We start from the raw sequence: 22,332 nt of genomic DNA, 5'->3' as shown, positions 1-22,332 counted from the left end.
TCCGTCAGAAGTTGTGGCGCATGCCGAGCGCGAAGGTCTGCGGATCCGCGCCCGCGTGGACGCCCACGCTGTTGATGGCAAAGTCATAGGAAGCGTTGCTGCGGTTGTTGATGCGGCTGTAGTAAGCATAGACGGCGGTGCGCTTGGACAGCGGGTAGTCATAGCCGACCGTCACCTGGAACGCGCCGGTCTGCGCGCCGCTGCGCACCGAGCCGATGGTCTCGGTGGCGCTGCCCGCGCCGTCGGACGCGAAGGTGAAGCCCGCTCGCACGCTGCCGGTCCCCGCCTGCTGCACCAGCGCGAGGTAGTAGCTGTTGCGCGTCAGGTCGCCGGTGGCGGTGCGGTAGTGCAGCCGCTCGTAAGCGGCACTGATGCGCGTGGAGGGAAACTGGTAGGACACGCCGGCCTTGATCGCATCGTCGTTGCGGCCGGCGGTCTGGTAGGCGTGGTGGATCTCGTAGGCCAGGGTCAGGTTGAGCGGGCCGCGGTCATAGGCCGCCGCGAACGAATACAGCGCGGGGTTGCGCGGCACGGTGTTCCGTTCTTCAGGGAGCCCCCACGCGAAGGCACCACCGAGGCCATTCCATTTCGGGGTCTGGTAGTGCAGCGAGTTCTTCTGGCGCCGGTCGAACGAGCTGGTGTTCTCGACGTTGTCGGTGGTGGCCGCGGCGCCGTTGCCCATCAGCGCCATATAGCCGGCCGTGGTCGGATAGTACGGATCGTAGCCCTTGGTCGAGCTGGTATAGGGCGTGTCCCAGTTGCCCATGAACAGCGTGCCGTAGCGACTCTGCAGGCCGAGCCGCGTATCGCGCGCGGCGATCTGGCCGGCACCGGTGTCGATCGACAGCGTGCTCTCGACCTGCCAGATCGCCTTGAGTCCGTAGCCGAGATCTTCTTCGCCGCGCAGGCCGAATACCGAACGGTTATTGGTGAGGCGCGACAGCCCGCCTGGCTTGGTGCCGTCGGTGGCCGTGGTCACGGTCACATACTCCGCGGCCGTGTTGAGCCGGCCATAGACGGTCACGGCATTGTCGGCGTACACGGGCGCCGCGGCCATGGCGCACAGTGCTGCCACGACGCGGCCAAGGCACCGGGGCGCCGCAACGCGATCGGTGCGGGCCATCACCGATGCCCGTGCCAACCGTACGGCCGCAGCCTCATTGCCCGCCGTCCTTGCTACGCGCCGCAAGCGTGACGGGTGCGTCGGCGGCGCCATCCGCCTTGGGCGGCGCGCCCGTGATCTTGGGCACGCATTCGCTGCGGAACCAGGCGGCGGTGACGGGCTCGCCGGCGACCAGCCGCTTCACCGTCGGCACGACCTGCTCGCCGATCAGCATGCCGAGCAGGCCGATCAGCGCGATCGCCGGCGGCGCGGGCGAGCGCACCTGCAACAGCGCGTAGATGATGCCGACGAGCACGCCGGCCGCGAGTGAAACCACATAGAGCTTCATCATTTTCCTCCTGTCGGTGCGGACCGCTTCAGGTTGTGACAGGGCCAGATCAGAACGCCCAGCACGAACAGCCGAGCGCGCCCCAGAATGTGCCTTCGTCCGAGACCGGCATATTGGACGTCCACGCCCTGGCATGCGAGTGCCCATGCACGCCGCAGGCGCTGGCGCAGCTGCATGCGGTGGCGAGCGCCTGCGCGCGGGCCTGCGCCGTCGGGCGCGGCTGGTAGCCGCCCACATGCCGCACCGGCGACCAGTCCGGCATAGGCGGCGGCAGGTCCGGCGCGTGCTTGCCGAACTCGCCGTCGCCATGGACCACCTTGCCGCCGAGCACGGTCATCACGGCAGTGATGTCCTGGATATCGTCGCCGGGCACCGTGAAGTAATCTTGGGAAAGAACCGCGAGATCCGCAAGCTGGCCGACGGCGAGCTGCCCCTTCTTGCCTTCCTCGTTCGAGAACCACGTATTGGCTTCCGTCCACAGGCGCAGCGCGGTCTCGCGGTCGAGCAGGTTGGCCTGCGGGTACATCGACATGCCGCCCACGGTCTTGCCGGTGGTGAGCCAGTACAGCGACACCCAGGGATTGTAGGAGGCCACGCGCGTGGCATCGGTGCCCGCGCCGACCTTGACGCCGCGTTCCAGCATCTTCTTCACCGGCGGGGTATGCTCGGCCGGCTTCGCGCCATAGCGTTCGACGAAGTACTCGCCCTGGTAGGCCATGCGGTGCTGCACGGCAATACCGCCGCCCAGCGCCGCGATGCGGTCGATATTGCGGTCGGTGATGGTCTCGGCATGGTCGAAGAACCAGTGCAGGCCGTCGAAGGGCATGTCGCGCGCCACTTTCTCGTAGACGTCGAGCGCGCGCGAGATGGTCTCGTCATAGGTGGCATGCAGGCGCCAGGGCCAGCGGTTTTCCACCAGCAGGCGGATCACCGGTTCCAGGTCGCCTTCCATCGACGGCGGCATCTCGGGCCGCTCGACGCGGAAGTCCTCGAAGTCCGCCGCGGTATAGACCAGCATCTCGCCGGCGCCGTTGTGCCGGTACAGGTCGTCGCCCTGGCCTGGCTTGACCTTGCCGGCCCAGGTGCGGAAGTCATTCAGTTCGTCTTTCGGCTTCTGCGTGAACAGGTTGTACGCGAGCCGCACGGTAAGCTGGCCTTCCTTGTGCAGCTCTTCGATGATGCCGTAGTCCTCGGGGTAGTTCTGGTAGCCGCCGCCGGCATCGATCACGCCGGTCACGCCCAGGCGGTTCACCTCGCGCATGAAATGGCGCGTGGAGTTCTTCTGGTACTCGGCCGGCAGCTTCGGCCCCTTGGCCAGCGTGGCGTAGAGGATGGTGGCATTGGGCTTGGCCAGCAGCAGGCCGGTGGGATTGCCGCGCGCGTCGCGCACGATTTCGCCGCCCGGCGGGTTCGGCGTGTCCTTGGTGTAGCCGACCGCACGCAGCGCTGCGCCGTTCAGGATGGCGCGGTCATACAGGTGCAGGATGAACACCGGCGTGTCCGGCGCCGCCGCGTTCAGTTCCTCGATGGTCGGCAGGCGCTTCTCGGCGAACTGGTGCTCGGTAAAGCCGCCGACCACGCGCACCCACTGCGGCGCCGGCGTGCGCGCCACTTGGTCGCGCAGCATGCGCATGGCGTCGGCCAGCGAGCGTACGCCATCCCAGCGCAGCTCCATGTTGTAGTTCAGGCCACCGCGGATGATGTGCATGTGGCTGTCGATCAGCCCGGGGATCACGCGGCGTCCGCCGAGATCGATCACGCGGGTGTTGGCGGCGGCGGTCTGCATGACCTCCTGCTTCGTGCCGACAGCGGCAAAGCGGCCATCGCGGATGGCGACGGCTTCGGCTTGTGGATTGGCGCGGTCCAGCGTGGTGAACTTGCCATTGACGAGAATCAGGTCCGGGGCGGTCGAAGCATTCATGGCGAAACTCCTGGAGGCGGCCGCCGCGCCGAGCGCTGCGGCTCCGGCAATGAACTGGCGACGGGTCATGGGCGGGACGTTGCGGTCCGTATTATCGTTCTCGCTGGGCATTTCTGTCTGGTGGAAAACGGGCGGGAATGGCGAACCGGTCAGTCGCGGCATGCCCCCGGCGGCGAGGGCGCCGGGGGCGCGTTGGCAGCTTTCGGGCGGGCACCGCAGCATTCCCGCAGCGCCCGGGCTCAGCCAGTGAAAGTATCAGCGCGCAGGAACGGCAGGAATGGCCTCGTGCTTGGTCGCCGTGCGTTGCGGCGCCTTGTGCACCATCGTGTACGCATAGTCCACACCCATGCCATAGGCACCCGAATGCTCCTTGACCAGCGCCATCACGGCGTCATAGGTGTCGCGGCGCGCCCAGTCGCGCTGCCACTCGAGCAGGACCTGCTGCCAGGTAACGGGCACGACGCCGGCCTGGATCATACGCTGCATGGAATACTCGTGCGCTTCCTTCGACGTGCCACCCGATGCATCGGCAACCATGTAGATCTCGTAGTTGCCCTCAAGCATGGCGCTCAGCGCGAAGGTGTTATTGCAGACCTCGGTCCACAGGCCGGAGACCACGACTTTCTTGCGGCCCGCCGCTGCCAATGCGTCACGCACCTTCTGGTCGTCCCACGAATTCATCGAGGTGCGTTCCAGCAGCTTGTGGTCGGGAAATACGTCGAGCAGTTCGGGATAGGTGAAGCCGGAGAAACTCTCGCTTTCCACGGTGGTGATCGTGGTCGGAATGTTGAAGATCTTCGCGGCCTTCGCCAGTCCGACTACATTGTTCTTCAGGACTTGCCGGTCGATCGACTGCACGCCGAATGCCATCTGTGGCTGCTGGTCGATGAAGATCAACTGGCAGTTCTGCGGGGTCAGGACTTCAAGCTTGGGATTGCTCACGGTTTTCTCCTGGAAGGGAAGGGAAGGACAGCCATGTCTCCGGATCGGCACGCTGGCCTGCGCGGTGACATGGGGGGATGCATAGTTGGGCACCGACGGCAGCGCACTCGTGGCTGCGCGTCGGCAGCGATATCTGCGTGACTCATACAGTGGCACGCCGGACGAACAGTACCGGGCGCTTCCCGGACCGTCCTTGTCGAGCGGCGAAAGTATATCGAGACAATCGTGGCGGGTATAACGGATTGTTTCGAACAGACTATTCGAAGAAATGGATTGAAGAGGGCGCTTCTATTTCTTGCTGTTTGCAGCGATGCGGATAATGAAACTGTGATGAAAAATTGATTCTGATATTCGAGCGATGATGAATTAAGATGAATCGCTTTACCGGGCATCGCGGTCCATGCCTGGTGCAGGCGCTACGCGCAAGGGGGAATCTTCGATGATCGAGCACGGCCGTATCACCTCGCGCGGGACCGGCACCCGGCTATCCCGGTTCGCCACACCGGCCGTTCGCTGGGTGGCATTGCTGGGACTGTGCGCCGCCTACCTGCAGGGCGGGCTGAACAAGGCACTGGACTTTCCCGCCGCCATCGCGGAGATGCAGCATTTCGGCCTGGCCCCGGCAGGGCCGCTGGCGGCCGCGACCATCGCGCTGGAACTGGGCGCGTCGGCCATGATTCTGACGGGCTTCTACCGCTGGCTCGGCGCGCTCGGCCTGGCCGGCTTTACGCTGATGGCCACGTTCCTGGCCAATCGCTTCTGGGAAGTCTCCGGCGACGCGCGCTTCATGATGGAGAACTCATTTTTCGAACACCTCGGGCTGGTGGGCGGGTTCCTGCTGGTCGCCTGGCACGACCTGCGCGACACGTAGCCAGGCCGCCGCTGCCGCTGCGTCACGCTGAGGCCTGCAGCCCCAGGCGTTCCCGCAGGGTTGCGGCCAGGGCGTCCTTGCGCTCGATCCACCAGCCGATTGCCCGGCCCGGGTCCTTGCTGCGCCACGCGATATGCAGCATCTGCGGCGGGCGTTCCTCGCCGAGGCGCCTGTCCACGAGCAGCCCCTTGTCAAGGTACGGCTGGGCCGCGCAGGCCGGCAGGTAGCCGCACGCCAGGCCGGACAGCAGCACCGACAGCTTGGCATCGAGCGTCGGCACGCTGATGTGTTTTTGTCCGTCCACGAGCGGCTTGACCGTATCGGCAGCGCTCTCCTGGGGCAGGCTGACTTCCACGAACTGGTGCTGCCACAGCTCGGCGCAGTCTATCGGCTCATCGGCTGCCGCCAGCGGATGCCCGGGCGCGACCACGAAGACAGATCGCACGCTTCCGGCCGGCACGGAGAACAGGCCCTGGACCGCGGGCGGATCGCCCACGGCGCCAATCAGCAGGTCGACGCTGTTCGATGCCAGCGCCTTCCAGTTGTTGCCGAGCATTTCCTGCGAGAACAACAGGCGGGTGTAGCTGTTTTCCGCCTGGAATGCCGAGATGAATGGCAGCACAGCATCGAACGGAACCAGCGCGTCGGTGGCGATCTTGAGTTCGGCCTCCCAGCCGGCTTCCGCGCGCCTGACCCGTTCCTCAAGGTCGTTCGCGGCGCGCAGCAGGCGGCGGCCTTCATCGAGCAGGACTTCGCCTGCGGTCGTCAGGCGTACGCGGTGTGCACTGCGATCGAACACCGTGACGCCCAGGTCGCTTTCCAGCTTCTGCACGACATAGCTCAGCGAAGAGGGAGCCTTGTGCAGCTCCTTGCCGGCAAGTCCGAACGTGCCGCAGCGTGCAATGGATTCGACTACCTGAAGCGCGTCCAGTGTGATCTTCATCTTTGAGGTTATGGATCAGTCTGTTCGAAAATATCATCGATATTTCGATTTTTTATATATTAACGGGTCAATGAGCCGGGGTCGAATTCTCGAATTTCGGAGTGCGGCGGGTCGGAGACCTAGCGCTCAGTCCGGTCTGTTTCTCCAGTCACTACCCAATGGCCGCGCCACGTCTTCGAGCGGCCGCCGCTCCGCGTTCACACCATAGCGCAAGGCCAGAAGCCCGGCGATGATCACCAGCGCGGCCCCGAGTCCGTAGCCCGCCGCCACGGCTGCGCGGCTGCCGCGCTCGATCAGCGCGCCAAGCAAGACCGGCGCGACGAAGCCGCCCATGCCCGTGCCCACCGCGTAGAAGACCGAGATGGCCAGCGCCCGCATTTCCAGCGGAAAGACTTCACTGGCCGTCAGGTAGGCCGAGCTGGCCGCGGCCGAGGCCAGGAAGAACACCGCGGACCAGCACAGCGCCTGGCCGGTCGCGTCGAGCCAGCCCTGCGTGAAGGCCCATCCGGTTGCTGCCAGTCCGAGTCCCGACAGCACATAGGTGATCGCGATCATCCTGCGCCGGCCGACCCGGTCGAAGAGCGGCCCCAGCACCAGCGGCCCGGCGGCGTTGCCGAGCGCGAACGGGAACAGGTATAGCGCCACGCGGCTGTCCGGCACGGCGTAGAAGCGCGTGAGCACGAGCGCATAGGTGAAGAAGATGGCGTTATAGAAGAAGGCTTGCGCCAGCATGAGCGCCAGCGTGATCAGGCTGCGCTGCCGGTAGCGCAGCATCAGCAGCCGGAGCACGTCGCCCACGGAGGGATGCACCGACGCGTGGGGCACCGGGCCGGAAGGCGCCATGGACGCGAGCGTGTGCGCTTGCCGCGTCGCGTACACCTGCGCCTCGATGCTGGCAATGATCTGCTCCGCCTCGGCCAGCCGGCCATGCGTGGCCAGCCAGCGCGGGCTTTCCGGCACGCGCCGGCGCACCAGCATGATGGCGAAGGCCAGCACCGCGCCCAGCGCGAAGCAGGCGCGCCAGCCCCACACCGGTCCCAGCAAGCGCGGGTCGAGCAGCACCAGGCTGAGCCCGGCGCCAAGCGCCGCGCCCAGCCAGAAGCTGCCATTGATGGCCAGGTTGACGCGGCCGCGCACGCGCGCGGGAATCAGTTCGTCGATGGCGGAATTGATGGCGGCATATTCGCCTCCGATGCCGAGGCCGGTGAAGAAGCGGCACAGCGCGAACATGGCGAAGCCGGGTGAGAAAGCCGTGGCCAGCGTCGCCACCATGTATACGAGCAGCGTGGCCAGGAACAGGCGTTTGCGGCCAAGCCGGTCGGCCATGCGGCCGAACACCAGCGCGCCAAGCACGGCGCCGCCGACATAGAGCGAACCCGTCCAGCCGACTTCGGTCGCGCTCAGCGCCAGCGTGTCGCGCCGTTCGAGCACGGCACCGACCGAGCCGACCAGCGTGACCTCGAGGCCATCGAGGACCCACGCGATGCCCAGCGCCAGCACGACGCGCCAGTGCCAGCGGGACCAGGGCAGGCAGTCCAGCCGGGCAGGAATGCCGGTCTGCGAGCCGCTCGGGGAAGAGTAGGAACTACCTCGCGTTGAAATGTCGGGATCCGAAGCCAGACCCGCACGCACCCATGCGTGGGCCGATGCGGGTCAGTATAGGCGTTCGGTGATATGAGCCGGCGCGGGCGGACTGGCGAGGTCGGCGCCGCGCCGGGCGCCCTTCTGCGGACTGGAGCGCGAGTGGCTCAGCGGCCACAACCCATGGCGCGCAGCATCGAATGGCCGTTGCTCGTCAGGCGCGGACTCTGCCTGTGGCCATGCAGGATCTCGAGCTGGACGAGTTCCTTGTCTACAAGTGCGTGGAGGTCGACCGGGTCGATCTGCCGGGAGTCAGTGGTATCGAGGGATTCGGGGCCGCCGCTGATCAGCAGCAGTGTCGCGAGTTCATGCGGGCTCAGCACGTTCGTCTCCTTGGATGCAGGGGGTCGCTTTGCTGGGGACTGGCGCGGCGGAGTGCCGCGCGTTCGAAGCCACGGGGATTACGCAAGACGCATGCCTGCGTCATGCACCGATGCGGCGCGATGCTGCGGGCGCGTCGGCACGTTTCCGAGGACTAAGCCGTTTGACGCCGGGACAGTGGCCCGGTTCCGCATGTGATGACGTTCCGGGCTTGCCGCAGTTAAGCCGGGTGCACTACAACCAATAAAGCGGTCGATGTCGCCTTGCCGCCGTTGCGGATCGCGTGTGGCACGTCAGCCGCATAGCGTGCCGTTTCACCATGCCGCAGCTTCTTTTCTTCCGTTCCGGCCTGCACCGACATGGCGCCACTCAGCACCGAAAGATGCTCCTGCGTACCGGCCTCGTGGGCCTCGGACGCCAGTACGCCGCCGGCCTGGATCGTCAGCTCGTACCACTCGAAGCGCCCGGCCAGTTCGATCGGGCCGAGAATCTTCAGTTCGCAGTGCCCGTCGGGGCTCTTGAGCGAGGGGATGGCGTGCGGCTGCACCAGCGCGATACCGCTTGCCGCACGGCCGCCCGCGTCGGCGGACAGCAGCTCCGCGAGGTTGATGCCCAGCGCGTTCGCCAGGCGCCACAGCACCGCCACGGTCGGGTTGGTCAGGTTGCGTTCGATTTGCGACAGCATCGACTTGGACACGCCGGCCCGGCGCGACAGGTCGTCGAGCGAAAGCTGCTGCTGCTGGCGCAGCGCCTGCAGTGCGGCGCCAACGGCGGGCGGCCCATCGGCCTGCGAATTCTGGACGGGGGGTTGCGTCACGGCGTGTCGTTCGTTATATTGCACAAAACGTTCTTTATGACGAACGTGTTCGATTTATCGATCAGATCCTAGCATCGGGAGCCAAACCATGTCGAGTGCCGAGGCATTCTACGCATCCGTGCGTGCCGAGCTTGATGCCATCCGCCAGGCCGGGCTGTACAAGGAAGAGCGCGTCATCGCCACGCCGCAGGGCGCGCGCGTGCGCACCGTTGACGGCCGCGAGGTCATCAACCTGTGTGCCAACAACTACCTTGGCCTGTCCTCGCATCCGCGCGTGATCGAGGCCGCGCACGAGGCGCTGCGCACGCACGGCTTCGGCCTGAGTTCGGTGCGCTTCATCTGCGGCACGCAGGACCTGCACAAGACGCTGGAAGCCAGGCTGGCCAGTTTCCTCGGCACAGAGGACACCATCCTCTACGGCTCCGCGTTCGATGCCAACGGCGGGCTGTTCGAAACCCTGCTGGGCGCGGAAGACGCCATCATCAGCGACGAACTCAACCACGCCTCCATCATCGACGGCATCCGCCTGAGCAAGGCACGCCGCTACCGCTACAAGCACAACGACATGGACGATCTGCGCGCGCAACTGGCGCAGGCCGAGGCCGATGGCGTGCGCTACAAACTGGTGTTTACCGACGGCGTGTTCTCCATGGACGGCACCATTGCGCGCCTGGACAAGATGCGCACCCTCTGCGACGCGCATGGCGCGCTGCTCGGCATCGACGAATGCCATGCCACGGGTTTCCTGGGCGCGCGCGGGCGCGGCACGCATGAACTGCGCGGCCTGTTCGGCAAGATCGACATCATCACCGGCACGCTGGGCAAGGCGCTCGGCGGCGCGTCCGGCGGCTTCACCAGCGCGCGCAAGGAAGTGGTCGCGCTGCTGCGCCAGCGCTCGCGGCCGTACCTGTTCTCGAATACCGTCGCGCCGGCCATCGTGGGCGCGTCGATCGCCGTGCTCGACATCCTGGAAGGCAGCACGGAACTGCGCGACCGGCTGGAGCGCAACACCGCGTTCTTCCGCAAGGGCCTGGCAACGCTGGGCTTCGACGTGAAGCCGGGCGAGCACCCGATCATCCCGATCATGGTCTACGACGCGGAAAAGGCCCAGAAACTCGCGCAACGGCTGCTGGAGCTGGGTGTGTACGTGGTGGGCTTCTTCTATCCCGTGGTGCCGAAGGGGCAGGCGCGCATCCGCGTGCAGATGAGCGCGCTGCACGACGAAGCGGCATTGCAGGCCGCGCTCGATGCGTTCGGCCAGGCCGGCCGTGAACTGGGGCTGGTCCGATGAGCGACGCGGCACCGAAAATCCTGATCGTCGGCGCGAACGGGCAGATCGGCTCCGAGCTTGCGCTGGCGCTGGCCGAGCGTTATGGCAGGACCAGCGTCATCACGTCCGACGTGGTGCCGACCGGGCGCCATGTGCACCTGACGCACGAGATGCTCAACGCCACCGACCGCGGCGGGCTGGCGACGATCGTCGAACGCCATGGCATCACGCAGATCTACCTGCTCGCGGCAGCCTTGTCGGCCACCGGCGAGAAGGCGCCGCAATGGGCGTGGAACCTCAACATGACCAGCCTGCTGAACGTGCTCGAGCACGCGCGGCAGTTCGGCATCGAGCGCGTGTTCTGGCCGAGTTCCATTGCCGCCTTCGGTCCCACCACGCCGCGCGAGCACACGCCGCAGAAGACCGTGATGGAGCCGACGACCGTCTATGGCATTTCCAAGCAGGCGGGCGAGGGCTGGTGCCGCTGGTATCACGACAACCATGGCGTGGACGTGCGCAGCCTGCGCTATCCGGGCCTGATCTCGCACAAGACGCCGCCAGGCGGCGGCACCACCGACTATGCCGTGGACATCTTCCACTCGGCCGTGAAAGGCGAGCCCTATACCTGCTTCCTGCGCGAAGACGAGCGGCTGCCGATGATGTACATGCCCGACGCCATCCGCGCGACCATCGAACTGATGGAGGCGCCGGCGGACAAGCTCACCGAACGCGGCAGCTACAACATTGCCGGCGTCAGCTTCACGCCGGCCGAGATTGCCGCGGCGATTCGCAAGCAGGTGCCGGGGTTCGAGGTGCGCTACGAACCGGACTACCGGCAGGCGATCGCGCAGGGCTGGCCGGATTCGATCGATGATTCGGTGGCGCGCACCGACTGGGGCTGGGCACGGCAATACGGGCTGGAGGAAATGGTCCGGGACATGCTGGAGAACCTGCGCCAGGCGTGATGCACAAACGTGCAGGGTGAGGCGGTCGGGACCAGCACGCGGGGCATGTCATGTCTGTTTCGTCTGTTTCTTTTCGGCGCCGGATGGCATGCCAGTATCCTGTTTCGGTATACTGTGCAGCAAAGACGGCTTACCCCCAGACCAGATGACACAGTCCGAGAAGAAGAGCATGGCCGGCGAGATCAAGGCCACGATCCAGCGCGAGATCGAGGATGGCGACATGCCGCCCGGTACCCCGCTGGACGAACGCATGCTGGCCGAGCGCTTCGGCGTTTCCCGCACGCCGGTGCGGGAGGCGCTGCAGCAGCTGTCCGTGCAGAACATGGTCCGCATCGTGCCGCGCGTGGGCGTATTCGTGTCGCGCCTGTCGATCACGCAGTTGCGCGAAACCCTGGAGCTGCTTGGCGAGCTGGAAGCCGTGGCGGCGAAGCTGGCCGCGCGCCGCATGGACGATGATCAGCGCGCCAGCCTGAAGGCGGCCCGCGCCGAATGCGAGCAGGCGCATGCCGAAGACGATGGCAAGCGCTTTGCCAAGGCCAATGCGGAGTTCCATGACACGGTCTATGCGGGTAGCCACAACGAATACCTGGTGGCGCAGATCCAGGGTATCCGCCGGCTGATGCAGCGCTACCGCCCGCGCATCTTCCAAACGCCGGCGCGCCGGCAGCGCGTGCTGGAAGACCACCAGCGGCTTGCCGAGGCCATCCTGAGCGGCGATGAAGCCGCCGCGCACGCGGCCATGCTTGAACACGCGCCGGTTGGCACGACCGGATTCTCGGAGTTCCTTTCTACCTTGCCGGCCAGCTACCTCGAGGGCGAGGGCGGCGGCGAGGCGACCACCGCCAAGAGCGCCGCACCCCGCGGCGGCGCCAGGCGTGGCCGCAAGCCCGCCGCCCCGCGGGCGGCCTGATCCGCCACGCGGGCGGCAACTCAGAACTTGTGCCGCATACCCACGGCGACGCCGAACTGGTTGTGCTCGTTAGGTGCGATCTGGTAGGCGGCTGCGGCGCCATTCAGGCTTTCGAAGTTCAGCGACGCATTCTTGGTGTATGCCGTGCTGAGGTAGACATCGGTGCGCTTGGACAATGAGTAATCCGCGATGAAGGTGACCTGCCACGGGTTGCTCGGATTGGTCTGGCTGGTTGCTGTGTACTGCGACTTGACGTTGTCGTAGTAGAACGCACCCGTGAGCAGCAGCGCCCCGGTTGCCTGGTAGTTCAGCGCAAACCACCACAGGTCGTCGCGCGCAGCGGTGTTGGCCGCGCGCGTTCCGTTGTTGTTGTACCGGTACGCCGCCTGGGCCAGCAGCGCCGGCGTGATCTGGTAGCGCAGGCCCAGCGCTGCCTTCTGCGTGCGGGTGTAATCGGCGGTCTTGGCGCTGTTGAGGCTGTCATAGGCACCGGCAATGCCGAACGAGCCGAAACGGTAGTCGAAGCCGCCGCCGAAGGCCGACGAACCCGTGACCGTTCCGGGCTGCTCGCCAAAGGCCCAGTGTGCTTCGGCCGTCAGCGGGCCCAGGTCGACATGGTATTTCACCATGTTGTCTTCGCGCAGGTTCGAGCCGGCAATGCCCACCACGGGTTCATACGTGGTGGCATACGCCGTGGGCGAGTAGTTGGCCATCATCAGGAACAGCGAAGTATATTGCCGGCCCAGCGTCAGTTGCTGCGTGGCGCTGCGCAGGCCGACCCACGCCTGGCGGCCGAACAGGCGCCCGCCTTGCGTGGAAACGCCGTTATCCAGGGTGAAGCCGCTTTCCAGTGCGAAGATTGCCTGCTTGCCACCCCCCAGGTCTTCCGTGCCGCGCAGGCCCCAGCGGCTCGGGGACAGGCCGCCCGAGTTCACGCCAACCCTGGAATGCCCGTCCGGGCCCGTTCCCAGGTTGTTGTTGGTGTATTCGATGTTGGCATCGGCCACACCGTACAGCGTGACGCCCGACGTCTGCGCGGCCGCGGTGGCGCTGGCGATGACGCAGGCAAGGCCGACCAGGTTTCTTTTCATGCTGTTCTCCTCCATGTTTTGGCTGTCATTTCCGCGATTCGGGAAGTGGCAGAACTATCGCTTACTGGTATGTTTATAAAAAATAGTGGTATACGTTAATCCGTATTAGGAATGCAACGGGAGTGCGGGACCAGGCCGTGAAAATGGCTGCCCGCGGCCTCACGCGTGACCGCGCTGGTAGTCGGCGAAAGTCTTCCCTGCGCGCGCCAGCCGGGCCAGCAGCGGTGCCGGTTCCCACCAGTAGCCGTGCTGCGCGTGGAAGCGCTCGATGTCGGCGTACACCTCGCGCAGCCCGATGCGGTCGGCGTAGTACATCGGGCCGCCATGGCGCGCGGGAAAGCCGTAGCCGGTCAGGTAGACGGTGTCGATGTCGCTGGGCCGCAGCGCCACGCCGGCTTCGAGCAGCTTCGCGCCCTCGTTGACCATGCCGTAGACGCAGCGCTTGATGATCTCCCCGGCGCCGATGGGGCGCCGTGCGATGCCGAGCCGCGCGGATTCCTGTTCGATGAAGGCTTCGACCTCCGGATCGCGCAGCGGCTGGCGGCTGCCGGGTTCATAGCGGTACCAGCCTTTGCCGCTTTTCTGTCCCAGGCGCCCAAGTTCGGTCAGCTTGAGGATCAGGTCGTTCCAGCGCCGGTCCTGCGGCCGTGTCGCCATCTGCGCCTTGCGGGTCTGGTAGCCCACGTCATTGCCGGCCATGTCGTGCACGGCGAAGATGCCCATGGCATAGCCGAAACCGGTGAGGGCCTGGTCGACCTCATGAGGAAGCGCTCCCTCCTCGAGCAGGAAATGCGCTTCGCGCGTGTAGTTGCGGAACAGCGCATTGCCGATGAAGCCGGGGTAGACACGGGCCAGCACGGCGGTCTTTCCCATGCGCCGTCCCAGATCCATCAGCGTGGCGATCACGTCCGGCGCGGTGTCGCGGGCACGCACCACTTCGAGCAGGCGCATCACGTGTGCCGGGCTGAAGAAATGGGCGCCGACCACGTCTTGCGGGCGGCGCGTGACCGCCGCGATGGCATCGACGTCCAGCCCGGAGGTATTGGTCGCCAGGATGGCGCCAGGCTTGCACCGCGCGTCGAGTTCGCGGAACACCTGCTGCTTCAGCGACATGTCCTCGAAGACGGCTTCGATCACCATGTCGGCGGACGCGGCATCGACCAGGGTAATGGAGCCTTTGATGAGCGAAAGCCTGGCTTCCATGGCTGACGCTTCCAGCTTGCCGCGCGAGACGCTGCCGGCGTAGTTGTCGCGCACGCGGCGCAGGCCGGTATCCAGTCCTTGCTGGCTGCTGTCGATCAGCGTGACCGGAATGCCGATATTGGCCAGCGCCATCGCAATGCCGCCGCCCATGGTGCCTGCGCCAATCACGGCAACGTGGTTGACGGGGCGCAGCGGCAGGTCCTGCGGGAAGTCCGGGATATGGGCCGCTTCAGCCTGGGCGAAGCGGACATAGTCTGCCGTGGCCTGTGCTACGGCATCGGCGCTCGATGGAATCGTGGTGGTCGTCATGGCGTTGCTTGGCTCATTCTGATTTCGCGCCGGGGCCGGCGAGGGGTTTGGCACGGCCTTCGACGAAGTCGCGCAGGCGTTCGGCCGCCTCTGGCGGGCGCGGGATGTTCGAGGTCAGGTACTCGACGAACAGCCCGTCGTCGTGCGACAGGTCGTTGATGCGCGGCAGCACGTTGGTGATGCGCCAGTTCGTGTCGGCGGTATTGCGTGCGGCCAGCGCGGCCAGTTCGCGCGCCTTGGCCAGCGCCTGGCCCTGCGGCACCACGTAGCGCACGATGTGTTCGCGCTCGCCTTCCTGCGCATTGAGCAGGCGGCCGGTCAGCATCATGTCGGCCATGACGGTGTAGCCCACCACGCGCTGGATGCGCACGGTGCCCCCGCCGCCGACAAAGATGCCGCGCTGTCCTTCCGGCAGGCCGAACAGCGCCGATTCGTCCGCGACGCGGATATGCGCGGCCGTGGCAAGTTCCAGCCCGCCGCCCACCACTGCGCCGTGCAGCGCCGCGACGAACGGGATAGGCCCGCGCGCAATGCCGTCGAACACGGTATGCCAGGAATGGCGCGTGCGCTTGCGCGGACGCGGCTGCTCGCCCGAGGCGCGCGCCAGCGCTTCCTTCAGGTCCAGTCCCGCGCAGAAGTTGCTGCCGTGGCCGAACAGCACGCCCACGTCGGCTTCCTCGCCGGCACGCACGACGGCATCGTGCAGGGCCCACACCACGTCTTCGTTGATGGCATTGCGCTTGTCGGGGCGGTTAAGGCCGATCAGGGCGACGTTGCCGTCGAGTTCATAAGTCACCAGTTCATTGCTCATGGTCTTGCTTCCTTCTTGAATATGGGGGCTGCCGCGCACCGCTCAGAGATCCAGCACGAGCTTGCGGCTCTTGGCGCCGGAGCAGCAGATCATCATGCGCTGGTTGGTGGCGCGCTCGGCTTCGCTCAGCACGAGGTCGCGGTGATCCGGCACACCTTCCAGCACGCGCACCTCGCAGGTGCCGCATACGCCTTCCTGACACGAGTAGGGTGGTTCGATGCCCTCGCTGAGCAGGCAGTCCAGAATGGTCTTTCCGCTTGGCACTTCGAGGCTGCGCTTGCTGCGCGCCAGTTCCACGACGAAGCCCCCCTCGGTGGCGGCGGCCTCGCGCGCGGCGAAGTACTCGCGGTGTACGCGCGCTGGTGGAAGCGCCTGGGTTGCCGCCTCGAAGGCGTCGAGCATTGGCACCGGGCCGCAGCAATAGATGTGGGCGTTGCCTGGCAGGTCGGCTGCAATGGAAGGGATGTCCAGCATCTTGCCCCCCGCCTCGCGGTCGAAGGCGACGTGCACGTTGGCGCAGTCGCGGCCATTCATGGCCTCCAGCGCGTCGATGAAGGCAGCCTGCTTGCGCGTGCGCGCCGCGTAGTGCAGGCGCCAGGGCCGGCCGAGCGTGCGCAGGCGCTGGATCATGCCGAAGATCGGGGTGATGCCGATGCCGCCCGCGATGAACACGCTCAGCGGCGCGCCTTCTTCCAGCGGGAAGTTGTTGCGTGGCGGGGAGACGGTGAGGATGTCGCCGGGGCGTAGCGTTTCGTGCAGGTAGCGCGAGCCACCGCGGCTCTGGGGATCCTTGTTGACGCCAATGACGTAGCGGTGCCGCTCGTCGGGCCTGTTCAGCAGTGAGTAGCTGCGGATCAGCCCGTTGGGCAGGTGCAGGTCGATGTGGGCGCCGGCGTCGAAGACTGGCAGTTCCTTGAGCGGCGGCTCGGCGCGCAGTTCGTAGCTGAGGATGCCATCGGCCTCCCAGGTAATCGACCTGACGCGCAGTTGCAGGGTTTCGGTAGGGTTCATTGATTCTCTCCAGGCTTGGCACCAGCGGCCATGGGCATCGCAGCGGGGCAGGTGCCGGCACTCAGATATCCACGACGTCGATGTCCTCGATCGCGACGCCAGTGGCGGCCTCGTAGGCACGCCGGACGGCTTCCGGCTGTCCGGCGTGGAAGATGAAGTGGCGTAGCAGCTTGTTCCACTTCGGATGGCACTCGTATTCGGCGCGGGGCAGCCCGTTGAGGAAGAAGTCGCGTGAATCGCACGGCAGCACCAGACGGTGGTTGGCCTGCGCGTCGCGGATGACGCCCTTGGGGTCGCGCCCTTGCGCTACCGAGTCGATATCGTCGAGCAGCCGCCGGCGGATCATGGCGATGCCCTTGTCGCTGGCGCCCAGGTTCTCGCGCGTGCGGTCCGTCACCGGTCCTTGCCCGACCCAGGCGATGATGTCCTGGTTGATGACGTGGCTGGAGATCCAGCGCCCCGTGGCCGGATCATGGGTGGGGCTCGTCCAGCTTGGAATCTCCCGCTGCACGAAGGGCTCCGCTTCACGCGGGACACGGATGAAGGACCAGGTGACGCTCAGCGTGTTGGTGTCGTCGACCGGCACGCGCCATTCGAAGTGGTCGCCGAGGAAGAAGCCGTTCGGCCACAGGCAGACGCGTCCGATGGTCCACAGCGGGTGGCGCTCGTCGGTATCCTCGCTGATGCGCTTGTAGAGGAAGCCGTGCTCGAACTCTTCGAAGGCGAGCCGCAGATGCCGCGGCGCCCGCTGTCCCAGGTCGCCGCGCAGCCGCCGTCCCCAGTTCGCATGCATCCACTCGAAGTGCACGGGGTCGATGGAGTTTTCCTGCGCCTGCAGCCAGTTGCAGGGGACCTCGGCAAATACCACCTGGACGAAGCCATTGGCCCAGCTGAAGGGCTCCCAGTCCGGCAGTTGCGGAGCCGGGTCCGGCCCCAGATACGCCCACAGCATGCCGGCCTTGGCGGCAACGCGATAGGCCTTGAGGCGCACGCGGTCCAGTAGCCTGCCCGCCGGATCGACCACTTGCTCGAAGGGCTGCTCGACGCAGCGGCCGCGATGGTCGTAACACCAGCCATGGTAGTTGCAGCGCAAGCCGTCAGTTTCCACGTAACCATAGGCCAGATCGGCCCGGCGATGGGCGCAGTGCCTGTCCACCAAGCCGTAGTTACCGCTCAGGTCCTTGTAGAGCACCAAGTCCTCGCCCATCAGCCGAACAGGCTTGATCGGCTCGCGCTCCAGTTCATCGATGCCCGCGATCGGGTGCCAGTGGCGACGCAGCACCTCGCCCATGGGTGTACCCGCGCCGACATTGGTCAAGAGGCGATTCTTTTCCTCGCTCAGCATATCGTGTCCCTCTTGCCTCTAGAGCTCTGCGCGGAAGCCGGAGGCCTTGATGACAGGCGCCCAGGTTTCAAGTTCGGCGCGCTGGCGGCGAGCCATCTGCTGGCCATCCAGGTAGTCTGGTACGACCGCAAGCTGCTTCATCAGAAAATCGCGCGATTGCGGCGAAGACAGGATGGTGCGCAGCGCCGTCTGTATGCGCGCGATCTCCCTTGCCGGCGTGCGGGCCGGCGCCCACATCGCAGTCCAGCCGTCACCTTGGGTAACGTCGAAGCCTTGTTCGGCCATCGTGGGGATGTCTGGCGCCAACACGGAACGTTTGTCGCTGAAAATGCCGAGCAGCCGGACGCGCCCCGATTGGTGGTACTTGCGCAAATCCTCCAGCAGTGTGATAGCGCTAGCGATGTGGTCTCCGAGGAGATCGGTAATCATCGGAGGCGTACCCTTGTATGGAGCCACTGGCAGGTCAATTCCCGCGCTCCTGGCGAACTGGATGCCAAGGAAATGGTTCTGGCCTCCGAGTCCGGGCACACCGAAGTTGGCCTTGTCCGGATTGGCCTTGGCCCAGCGTACAAAGCCTGCAGCATTGCTCGCCTGCGTCCTGGTGCCGGCCGCCATGCCACATGGGAAGGAGACAAGTCCTGCCACCGGCTCGAAGTCCTTCCACAGATCCCATTTGAGTTGTTTGCCGAATACCAGCGTCTGGAAGGTCGGTGTCGCATTGGGCGCGATCATGTAGGTGAGACCGTCCGGCTGGGCTGTTTTCAGCGCATCGGCTGCCAGCCTGCCACCAGCACCAACACGGTTCTCAATGATCACCGGCTGATCGAGCAGCGCAGGCAGCGAATCAGCAAAGAACCGCGCGATGGCATCGGTGCCGCCACCGGGCGGCAGGCCCAACAGGATGCGGATGGCGGGTTTGCCGCGCAACTGTGCGAACGAAGCCGCGGGCGCGGCGAGTCCTGCGCACGCCGCCAGCAACAGCTGGCGGCGCGAGCGGAAGCGGGGGCTGGTCATTGTTGTCTCCGTCTTCTTTTCAGTCTTGCGCCGGCCGCTCAGGGCGCCGTGGTCAGCGAACGCCAGTCTTCGCCCGCGGGCAGCACGCCGCCGACCGAGACGATCCGGCTGTAGTCGAGGTCCGGGTTGTCGGCGAGCATCGGGGTCTTGCCGGCCACGAACTCGCGGACCGACTTCAACAGCGCCTGGCGCACGCGCAGCACCGCGCCGTCGGCCGAGCAGAGCTGCTCGGTGGTGCGGTCGGCAATCGGCCCTTGTCCGATGAACATGGCGAAGTCCTCGGTGCCCAGGTGCTGCGGAAACCCGGTGGCGTGGCCGCGGCGCATCAGGTCGCGGTTCTGGCCCCAGTTGTCGGCGGGCGTGCCCGGCGGCAGCGGCGGGAAGTTCCACACATCAGGCGTGGCCGACATGACGGTCATGCCGAGCGGGCGGTGCGGATTGAAATGCACGAACCAAGCGCGGTGCGTGACATCGTCCACCGGCGTCGAGAAGAACACCGTGCTCGGACCCTTTTCATCGGGCGCGCAGATGATGCCGTACCACGGCATGACGAAGTTGTTCACGCGCGCATAGAACTGGTCGTCGGGCAGCGGCCGCAACGCGGCATAGCGGTAGCCGTAAGGGCGGTCTTCGAATTCCAGGCGCGGCGCGAGTGCCTTCGTCATGTGCAGGCGCTGGTTGCCAGAGCCCGCGGTGATCTGCGTGGTGGATTCATGCAGCACGCCGACGTGGGACGAATCCATCGACGCTTCCACGCCCTGCACCCAGTTGGTCGGCACTTCCTGGCTGGTGACCGACCGCTGGTCCTCGGGCAGCGAAGTGAAGGGCAGGTCCGGGAACTTCGGCGGCGTCTCGCCCTTGCCCAGCCATACCCACACGATGCCGCCGCGCTCCTGCACGCCGTAGCGGTTCACGCGCACGTGCTTGCAGAACTGCGCCTGGTCGCCGACGTGGTTCGGCGCCTCGATGACCTCGCCGCTGGTGTCGAGCTTCCAGCCGTGGAAGATGCAGCGCAGGCCGTTGTCCTCGTTGCGCGCCATCAGCAGCGAGGTCTTGCGGTGCGGGCATAGTTCGTCGAGCACGCCCACCGCGCCGTCAGTGCGGCGAAACGCCACGTAGTTGCTGCCCAGCAGGCGTACGCGCACCGGCGCGCCGTCGGCCACCAGCTTGGCCGAGGGCACGGCCGGAATCCAGTAATGCTGGCGGATCATCTCGCCCATCGGCGCGCCATTCTCCACGCGCGTGAGCAGGTCGTTGTCTTCGCGGGTCAGTGGCATGTCAGCACTCCTCGTCGGTGCGGAAGGCGCGCGAGTACAGGCGCCTGCAATTGCATTCGAAGATGTTCTTGCGCTGCGCATCGGTCAGCCACGAGATGCCTTCGATCACCGGCTTCATGTCGTCATAGTCGCGGTCGGTCAGCGGGTCGCGCGCGCTGCCGGTGCCGGGCTTCTCGGTGCCGAACAGCACGTTGTCGGTGCCGGCCACCTTCAGCAGCAGGTCGATCGCTTCGGTCGAGTAGTTGCAGGTGTCGAAGTACAGCTTGCGAAGTTGCTCGTCGAACGTGACGGTTTCGCCCTTGCGCACCGACCACGAGCGGAAGCGGCCCATCTGGTAGGGAATCGCGCCACCGCCGTGCGCCACCACGATCTTCAGGGTCGGGAAGTCCTGGAATACCTTCGAATTCAGCAGCGAGATGACGGCGATGCTTTCCTCGTTGATGAACTTGAGCGTGTACGACTCGCGCGCGCTGCAGCTGCCGGCGGAATGGATCAGGCCCGGCACGTCCAGGCGCGTCATGGCCTCGTAGAGCGGATACCAGAACGGATCGCCAAGACCCGGCGGCGTCGGGCCTTCGCTCTCGGTCGGATCCGGATTGATCAGGCAGCCGACGAAGCCCAGTTCATTCACGCAGCGTTCCAGTTCCGGCACGGCGCGCTCGGCCGGCGATTCCAGCATGTGCTGCGGCAGGCCGGCCACGCCGCGGAAGCGGTCCGGGAACATGGCGACGAAGCGCGCGATGATGTCGTTGCAGTGGCGCGACCACAGCTCCGTCACGCGGCCCGGCTTGACCGAATGCATCTGCAGGTAGGGGCGCGGAGAAATGAACTGCACGTCGGTGCCGACGGCGTCCATGCTGCGCACCAGTTCTTCGGCCGCCTTGCGTACGGAGGCATCCGGAATCTTCGGCGTGGTGGACGGATTGGCGCGTCCGCCGATGAGTTCCGCCATGTAGCGGAAGCTCTCCGGGGGCATGACGACGTGGGCGTGGGAATCGATGATCATGGTGTTCAGCCTTGGTTGGCACCGGCCAGGACGGCCAGGCATTCGAGTTGCAGGAGCATGCCGTGCTGCAGGTCATGCACGACGATGTGCCGCGCGGGGCGGTCTTCGGGGTTGGGGAAGCACTGCAGCCATTCGGCATTGATGGCGTCGCGCACGCTGTTGTCCTTCACGTAGACAGTGAGCTTCACCACGTCCGCCACGCTGCCGCCGCCGGCCGCCAGCACGCCGGCGAGATTGCGGAACGCGTGCGCGGCCTGTGCGTCCGCTCCGGCGGGCAGTTCACCGGTGGCCGCATCCTTGCCCGAGATGGCGGAGGTGCAGATGACATTGCCCACGCGGGCGCCGGTGGGAATGGGAGCGTTGTGCGCAAGGCCGGGCACATCGAGCGAGCGGAGAGGTCTGGTCATGGGATGCCTGGGGTATTGGGGGACTGTGGTCAGGACGCGGCGGCATGGCCGCCTTCGAAGAAATGGGCCGGCACGGTCGCCAGGAATTCGGCAAAGCCGGTGGTGCCCGCGGGCACATGGAAGGCCATGGCGGCGGCAGCCTGCTGCTCGTCGCCGGCGCGGATCGCATCGGCGATGCGCTGGTGGTCTTCCAGGGACTTCGCCACCTGCTGCCCGGAGGCGAAGTCGCGCATGCGATAGCGTTGCAGGCACCGCCGCGCCACGCGGATATGGCCGGCGAGGATTTCGTTGCGGCAGCCCTGGTAGATGGCTTCGTGAAAGGCCGCATTCGCGGCGGCGTAGCCGATTGCACCGGGTGTCGCCGCGACGCGCCGGCACAGCGACAGGCCGGCGTCGAGCGCAGCATGCAGCGCTTGGTCGCCGCGGCGGGCGGCCAGCCGCGCTGCCAGGGATTCCAGCTCGCCCACGTATTCCAGCATTGCCCGTACCTTGCCGACGGACAGGCGCGCGACCGCCGCGCCCTGGCGCGGGGTAATGCTGACCAGTTCGTGCGCGGCCAGCTGCTGCAGCGCTTCACGCACCGGCGTGCGCGATACACCGAAGCGCTGCGCCAGTTCGCGCTCGTCAAGCGGCGCGCCGGGACACAGGACACCGGCTTCGATCTCGGCCTCCAGCGTGGCACGGATGTCCTCTGCCCGGCTCGGGCGGATGGCAGGCGTGGGTGTGGGCATCGGAAGGGTCGGTTGCATACGGAAAAATGCGTATAAGCATCTCGTTGTCGCGTCAAAATATACAACAAAAAAATA

The 22,332-nt window shown here is 66.1% G+C and carries 22 protein-coding genes; 4 read left to right on the top strand and 18 right to left on the bottom strand.

Features of this window, described 5'->3' with window-relative positions; translation table 11 throughout:
* Positions 1 to 4 precede the first annotated feature (4 nt).
* The 4 genes from CupriaWKF_RS18355 to CupriaWKF_RS18340 all read right to left on the bottom strand — a co-directional run bounded on the left by CupriaWKF_RS18355 (position 5) and on the right by CupriaWKF_RS18340 (position 4,314).
* Positions 5 to 1,057: a porin gene (locus CupriaWKF_RS18355; protein ID WP_276103307.1), complete on the bottom strand. Its 1,053-nt coding sequence runs from the start codon at positions 1,055 to 1,057 to the stop codon at positions 5 to 7.
* Between the two features lie 100 nt (positions 1,058 to 1,157).
* Complete coding sequence (locus CupriaWKF_RS18350; RefSeq protein ID WP_276103306.1) at positions 1,158 to 1,451, bottom strand: XapX domain-containing protein; 294 nt, start codon at positions 1,449 to 1,451, stop codon at positions 1,158 to 1,160.
* Positions 1,452 to 1,500: 49 nt separating this feature from the next.
* Positions 1,501 to 3,372 carry an amidohydrolase gene (locus CupriaWKF_RS18345; RefSeq protein WP_276102196.1) on the bottom strand — a complete coding sequence of 624 codons (1,872 nt, stop codon included), beginning with the start codon at positions 3,370 to 3,372 and terminating at the stop codon, positions 1,501 to 1,503.
* A gap of 255 nt (positions 3,373 to 3,627) precedes the next feature.
* A complete protein-coding gene (locus tag CupriaWKF_RS18340) occupies positions 3,628 to 4,314 on the bottom strand; it encodes a hydrolase (protein ID WP_276102195.1) in 687 nt (228 codons plus the stop codon).
* 439 nt (positions 4,315 to 4,753) lie between these two features.
* Between CupriaWKF_RS18340 and CupriaWKF_RS18335 the strand changes: the two genes are divergently transcribed.
* Positions 4,754 to 5,185, top strand: a complete 432-nt coding sequence (locus tag CupriaWKF_RS18335) for a DoxX family protein (RefSeq protein WP_276102194.1) — start codon at positions 4,754 to 4,756, stop codon at positions 5,183 to 5,185.
* 22 nt (positions 5,186 to 5,207) lie between these two features.
* Here the strand turns inward: CupriaWKF_RS18335 and CupriaWKF_RS18330 are convergent, their stop codons facing one another.
* From CupriaWKF_RS18330 to CupriaWKF_RS18315, 4 genes are all read right to left on the bottom strand, one after another.
* Positions 5,208 to 6,128 (bottom strand): LysR family transcriptional regulator, encoded by a 921-nt coding sequence (locus tag CupriaWKF_RS18330; protein WP_276102193.1) that lies wholly within the window; start codon positions 6,126 to 6,128, stop codon positions 5,208 to 5,210.
* Between the two features lie 126 nt (positions 6,129 to 6,254).
* Positions 6,255 to 7,730: an MFS transporter gene (locus tag CupriaWKF_RS18325; protein ID WP_276103305.1), complete on the bottom strand. Its 1,476-nt coding sequence runs from the start codon at positions 7,728 to 7,730 to the stop codon at positions 6,255 to 6,257.
* 146 nt (positions 7,731 to 7,876) lie between these two features.
* Positions 7,877 to 8,092, bottom strand: coding sequence for a hypothetical protein (locus CupriaWKF_RS18320; RefSeq protein WP_276102192.1), 216 nt, complete (start codon positions 8,090 to 8,092; stop codon positions 7,877 to 7,879).
* A 218-nt stretch (positions 8,093 to 8,310) separates the two neighbouring features.
* Positions 8,311 to 8,907: an XRE family transcriptional regulator gene (locus tag CupriaWKF_RS18315; protein ID WP_276102191.1), complete on the bottom strand. Its 597-nt coding sequence runs from the start codon at positions 8,905 to 8,907 to the stop codon at positions 8,311 to 8,313.
* 88 nt (positions 8,908 to 8,995) lie between these two features.
* Between CupriaWKF_RS18315 and kbl the strand changes: the two genes are divergently transcribed.
* The 3 genes from kbl (at position 8,996) to CupriaWKF_RS18300 (ending at position 12,052) form a co-directional block, all read left to right on the top strand.
* Positions 8,996 to 10,198 carry a glycine C-acetyltransferase gene (gene kbl / locus CupriaWKF_RS18310; RefSeq protein WP_276102190.1) on the top strand — a complete coding sequence of 401 codons (1,203 nt, stop codon included), beginning with the start codon at positions 8,996 to 8,998 and terminating at the stop codon, positions 10,196 to 10,198.
* Positions 10,195 to 11,142 (top strand): L-threonine 3-dehydrogenase, encoded by a 948-nt coding sequence (locus CupriaWKF_RS18305; protein WP_276102189.1) that lies wholly within the window; start codon positions 10,195 to 10,197, stop codon positions 11,140 to 11,142. Before kbl ends, CupriaWKF_RS18305 begins: the two co-directional genes overlap by 4 nt.
* A 145-nt stretch (positions 11,143 to 11,287) precedes the next feature.
* Positions 11,288 to 12,052 carry a GntR family transcriptional regulator gene (locus CupriaWKF_RS18300; protein WP_276102188.1) on the top strand — a complete coding sequence of 255 codons (765 nt, stop codon included), beginning with the start codon at positions 11,288 to 11,290 and terminating at the stop codon, positions 12,050 to 12,052.
* A 20-nt stretch (positions 12,053 to 12,072) separates the two neighbouring features.
* Here the strand turns inward: CupriaWKF_RS18300 and CupriaWKF_RS18295 are convergent, their stop codons facing one another.
* The 10 genes from CupriaWKF_RS18295 to CupriaWKF_RS18250 form a co-directional block, all read right to left on the bottom strand.
* Positions 12,073 to 13,143 carry a porin gene (locus CupriaWKF_RS18295; protein WP_276102187.1) on the bottom strand — a complete coding sequence of 357 codons (1,071 nt, stop codon included), beginning with the start codon at positions 13,141 to 13,143 and terminating at the stop codon, positions 12,073 to 12,075.
* Between the two features lie 159 nt (positions 13,144 to 13,302).
* A complete protein-coding gene (locus CupriaWKF_RS18290) occupies positions 13,303 to 14,655 on the bottom strand; it encodes a 3-hydroxyacyl-CoA dehydrogenase (RefSeq protein WP_276102186.1) in 1,353 nt (450 codons plus the stop codon).
* A gap of 13 nt (positions 14,656 to 14,668) precedes the next feature.
* Positions 14,669 to 15,466: a crotonase/enoyl-CoA hydratase family protein gene (locus CupriaWKF_RS18285; protein ID WP_276102185.1), complete on the bottom strand. Its 798-nt coding sequence runs from the start codon at positions 15,464 to 15,466 to the stop codon at positions 14,669 to 14,671.
* 42 nt (positions 15,467 to 15,508) lie between these two features.
* Positions 15,509 to 16,477: a PDR/VanB family oxidoreductase gene (locus tag CupriaWKF_RS18280; RefSeq protein WP_276102184.1), complete on the bottom strand. Its 969-nt coding sequence runs from the start codon at positions 16,475 to 16,477 to the stop codon at positions 15,509 to 15,511.
* 61 nt (positions 16,478 to 16,538) lie between these two features.
* Positions 16,539 to 17,822, bottom strand: coding sequence for an aromatic ring-hydroxylating dioxygenase subunit alpha (locus tag CupriaWKF_RS18275; protein ID WP_276102183.1), 1,284 nt, complete (start codon positions 17,820 to 17,822; stop codon positions 16,539 to 16,541).
* An 18-nt stretch (positions 17,823 to 17,840) separates the two neighbouring features.
* A complete protein-coding gene (locus CupriaWKF_RS18270) occupies positions 17,841 to 18,836 on the bottom strand; it encodes a tripartite tricarboxylate transporter substrate-binding protein (RefSeq protein WP_276102182.1) in 996 nt (331 codons plus the stop codon).
* Positions 18,837 to 18,874: 38 nt separating this feature from the next.
* Positions 18,875 to 20,113, bottom strand: a complete 1,239-nt coding sequence (locus CupriaWKF_RS18265; protein ID WP_276102181.1) for a Rieske 2Fe-2S domain-containing protein — start codon at positions 20,111 to 20,113, stop codon at positions 18,875 to 18,877.
* 1 nt (position 20,114) lies between these two features.
* Complete coding sequence (locus CupriaWKF_RS18260) at positions 20,115 to 21,119, bottom strand: amidohydrolase family protein (protein WP_276102180.1); 1,005 nt, start codon at positions 21,117 to 21,119, stop codon at positions 20,115 to 20,117.
* Positions 21,120 to 21,124: 5 nt separating this feature from the next.
* On the bottom strand, positions 21,125 to 21,526 hold the full coding sequence (locus CupriaWKF_RS18255; RefSeq protein WP_276102178.1) for a RidA family protein: 402 nt from the start codon (positions 21,524 to 21,526) through the stop codon (positions 21,125 to 21,127).
* Between the two features lie 29 nt (positions 21,527 to 21,555).
* Complete coding sequence (locus tag CupriaWKF_RS18250) at positions 21,556 to 22,275, bottom strand: GntR family transcriptional regulator (RefSeq protein ID WP_276102177.1); 720 nt, start codon at positions 22,273 to 22,275, stop codon at positions 21,556 to 21,558.
* Positions 22,276 to 22,332 lie beyond the last annotated feature (57 nt).

This window comes from Cupriavidus sp. WKF15, assembly GCF_029278605.1.
Lineage (GTDB): Bacteria > Pseudomonadota > Gammaproteobacteria > Burkholderiales > Burkholderiaceae > Cupriavidus.
This window is presented reverse-complemented; position numbering and strand designations above follow the sequence as displayed.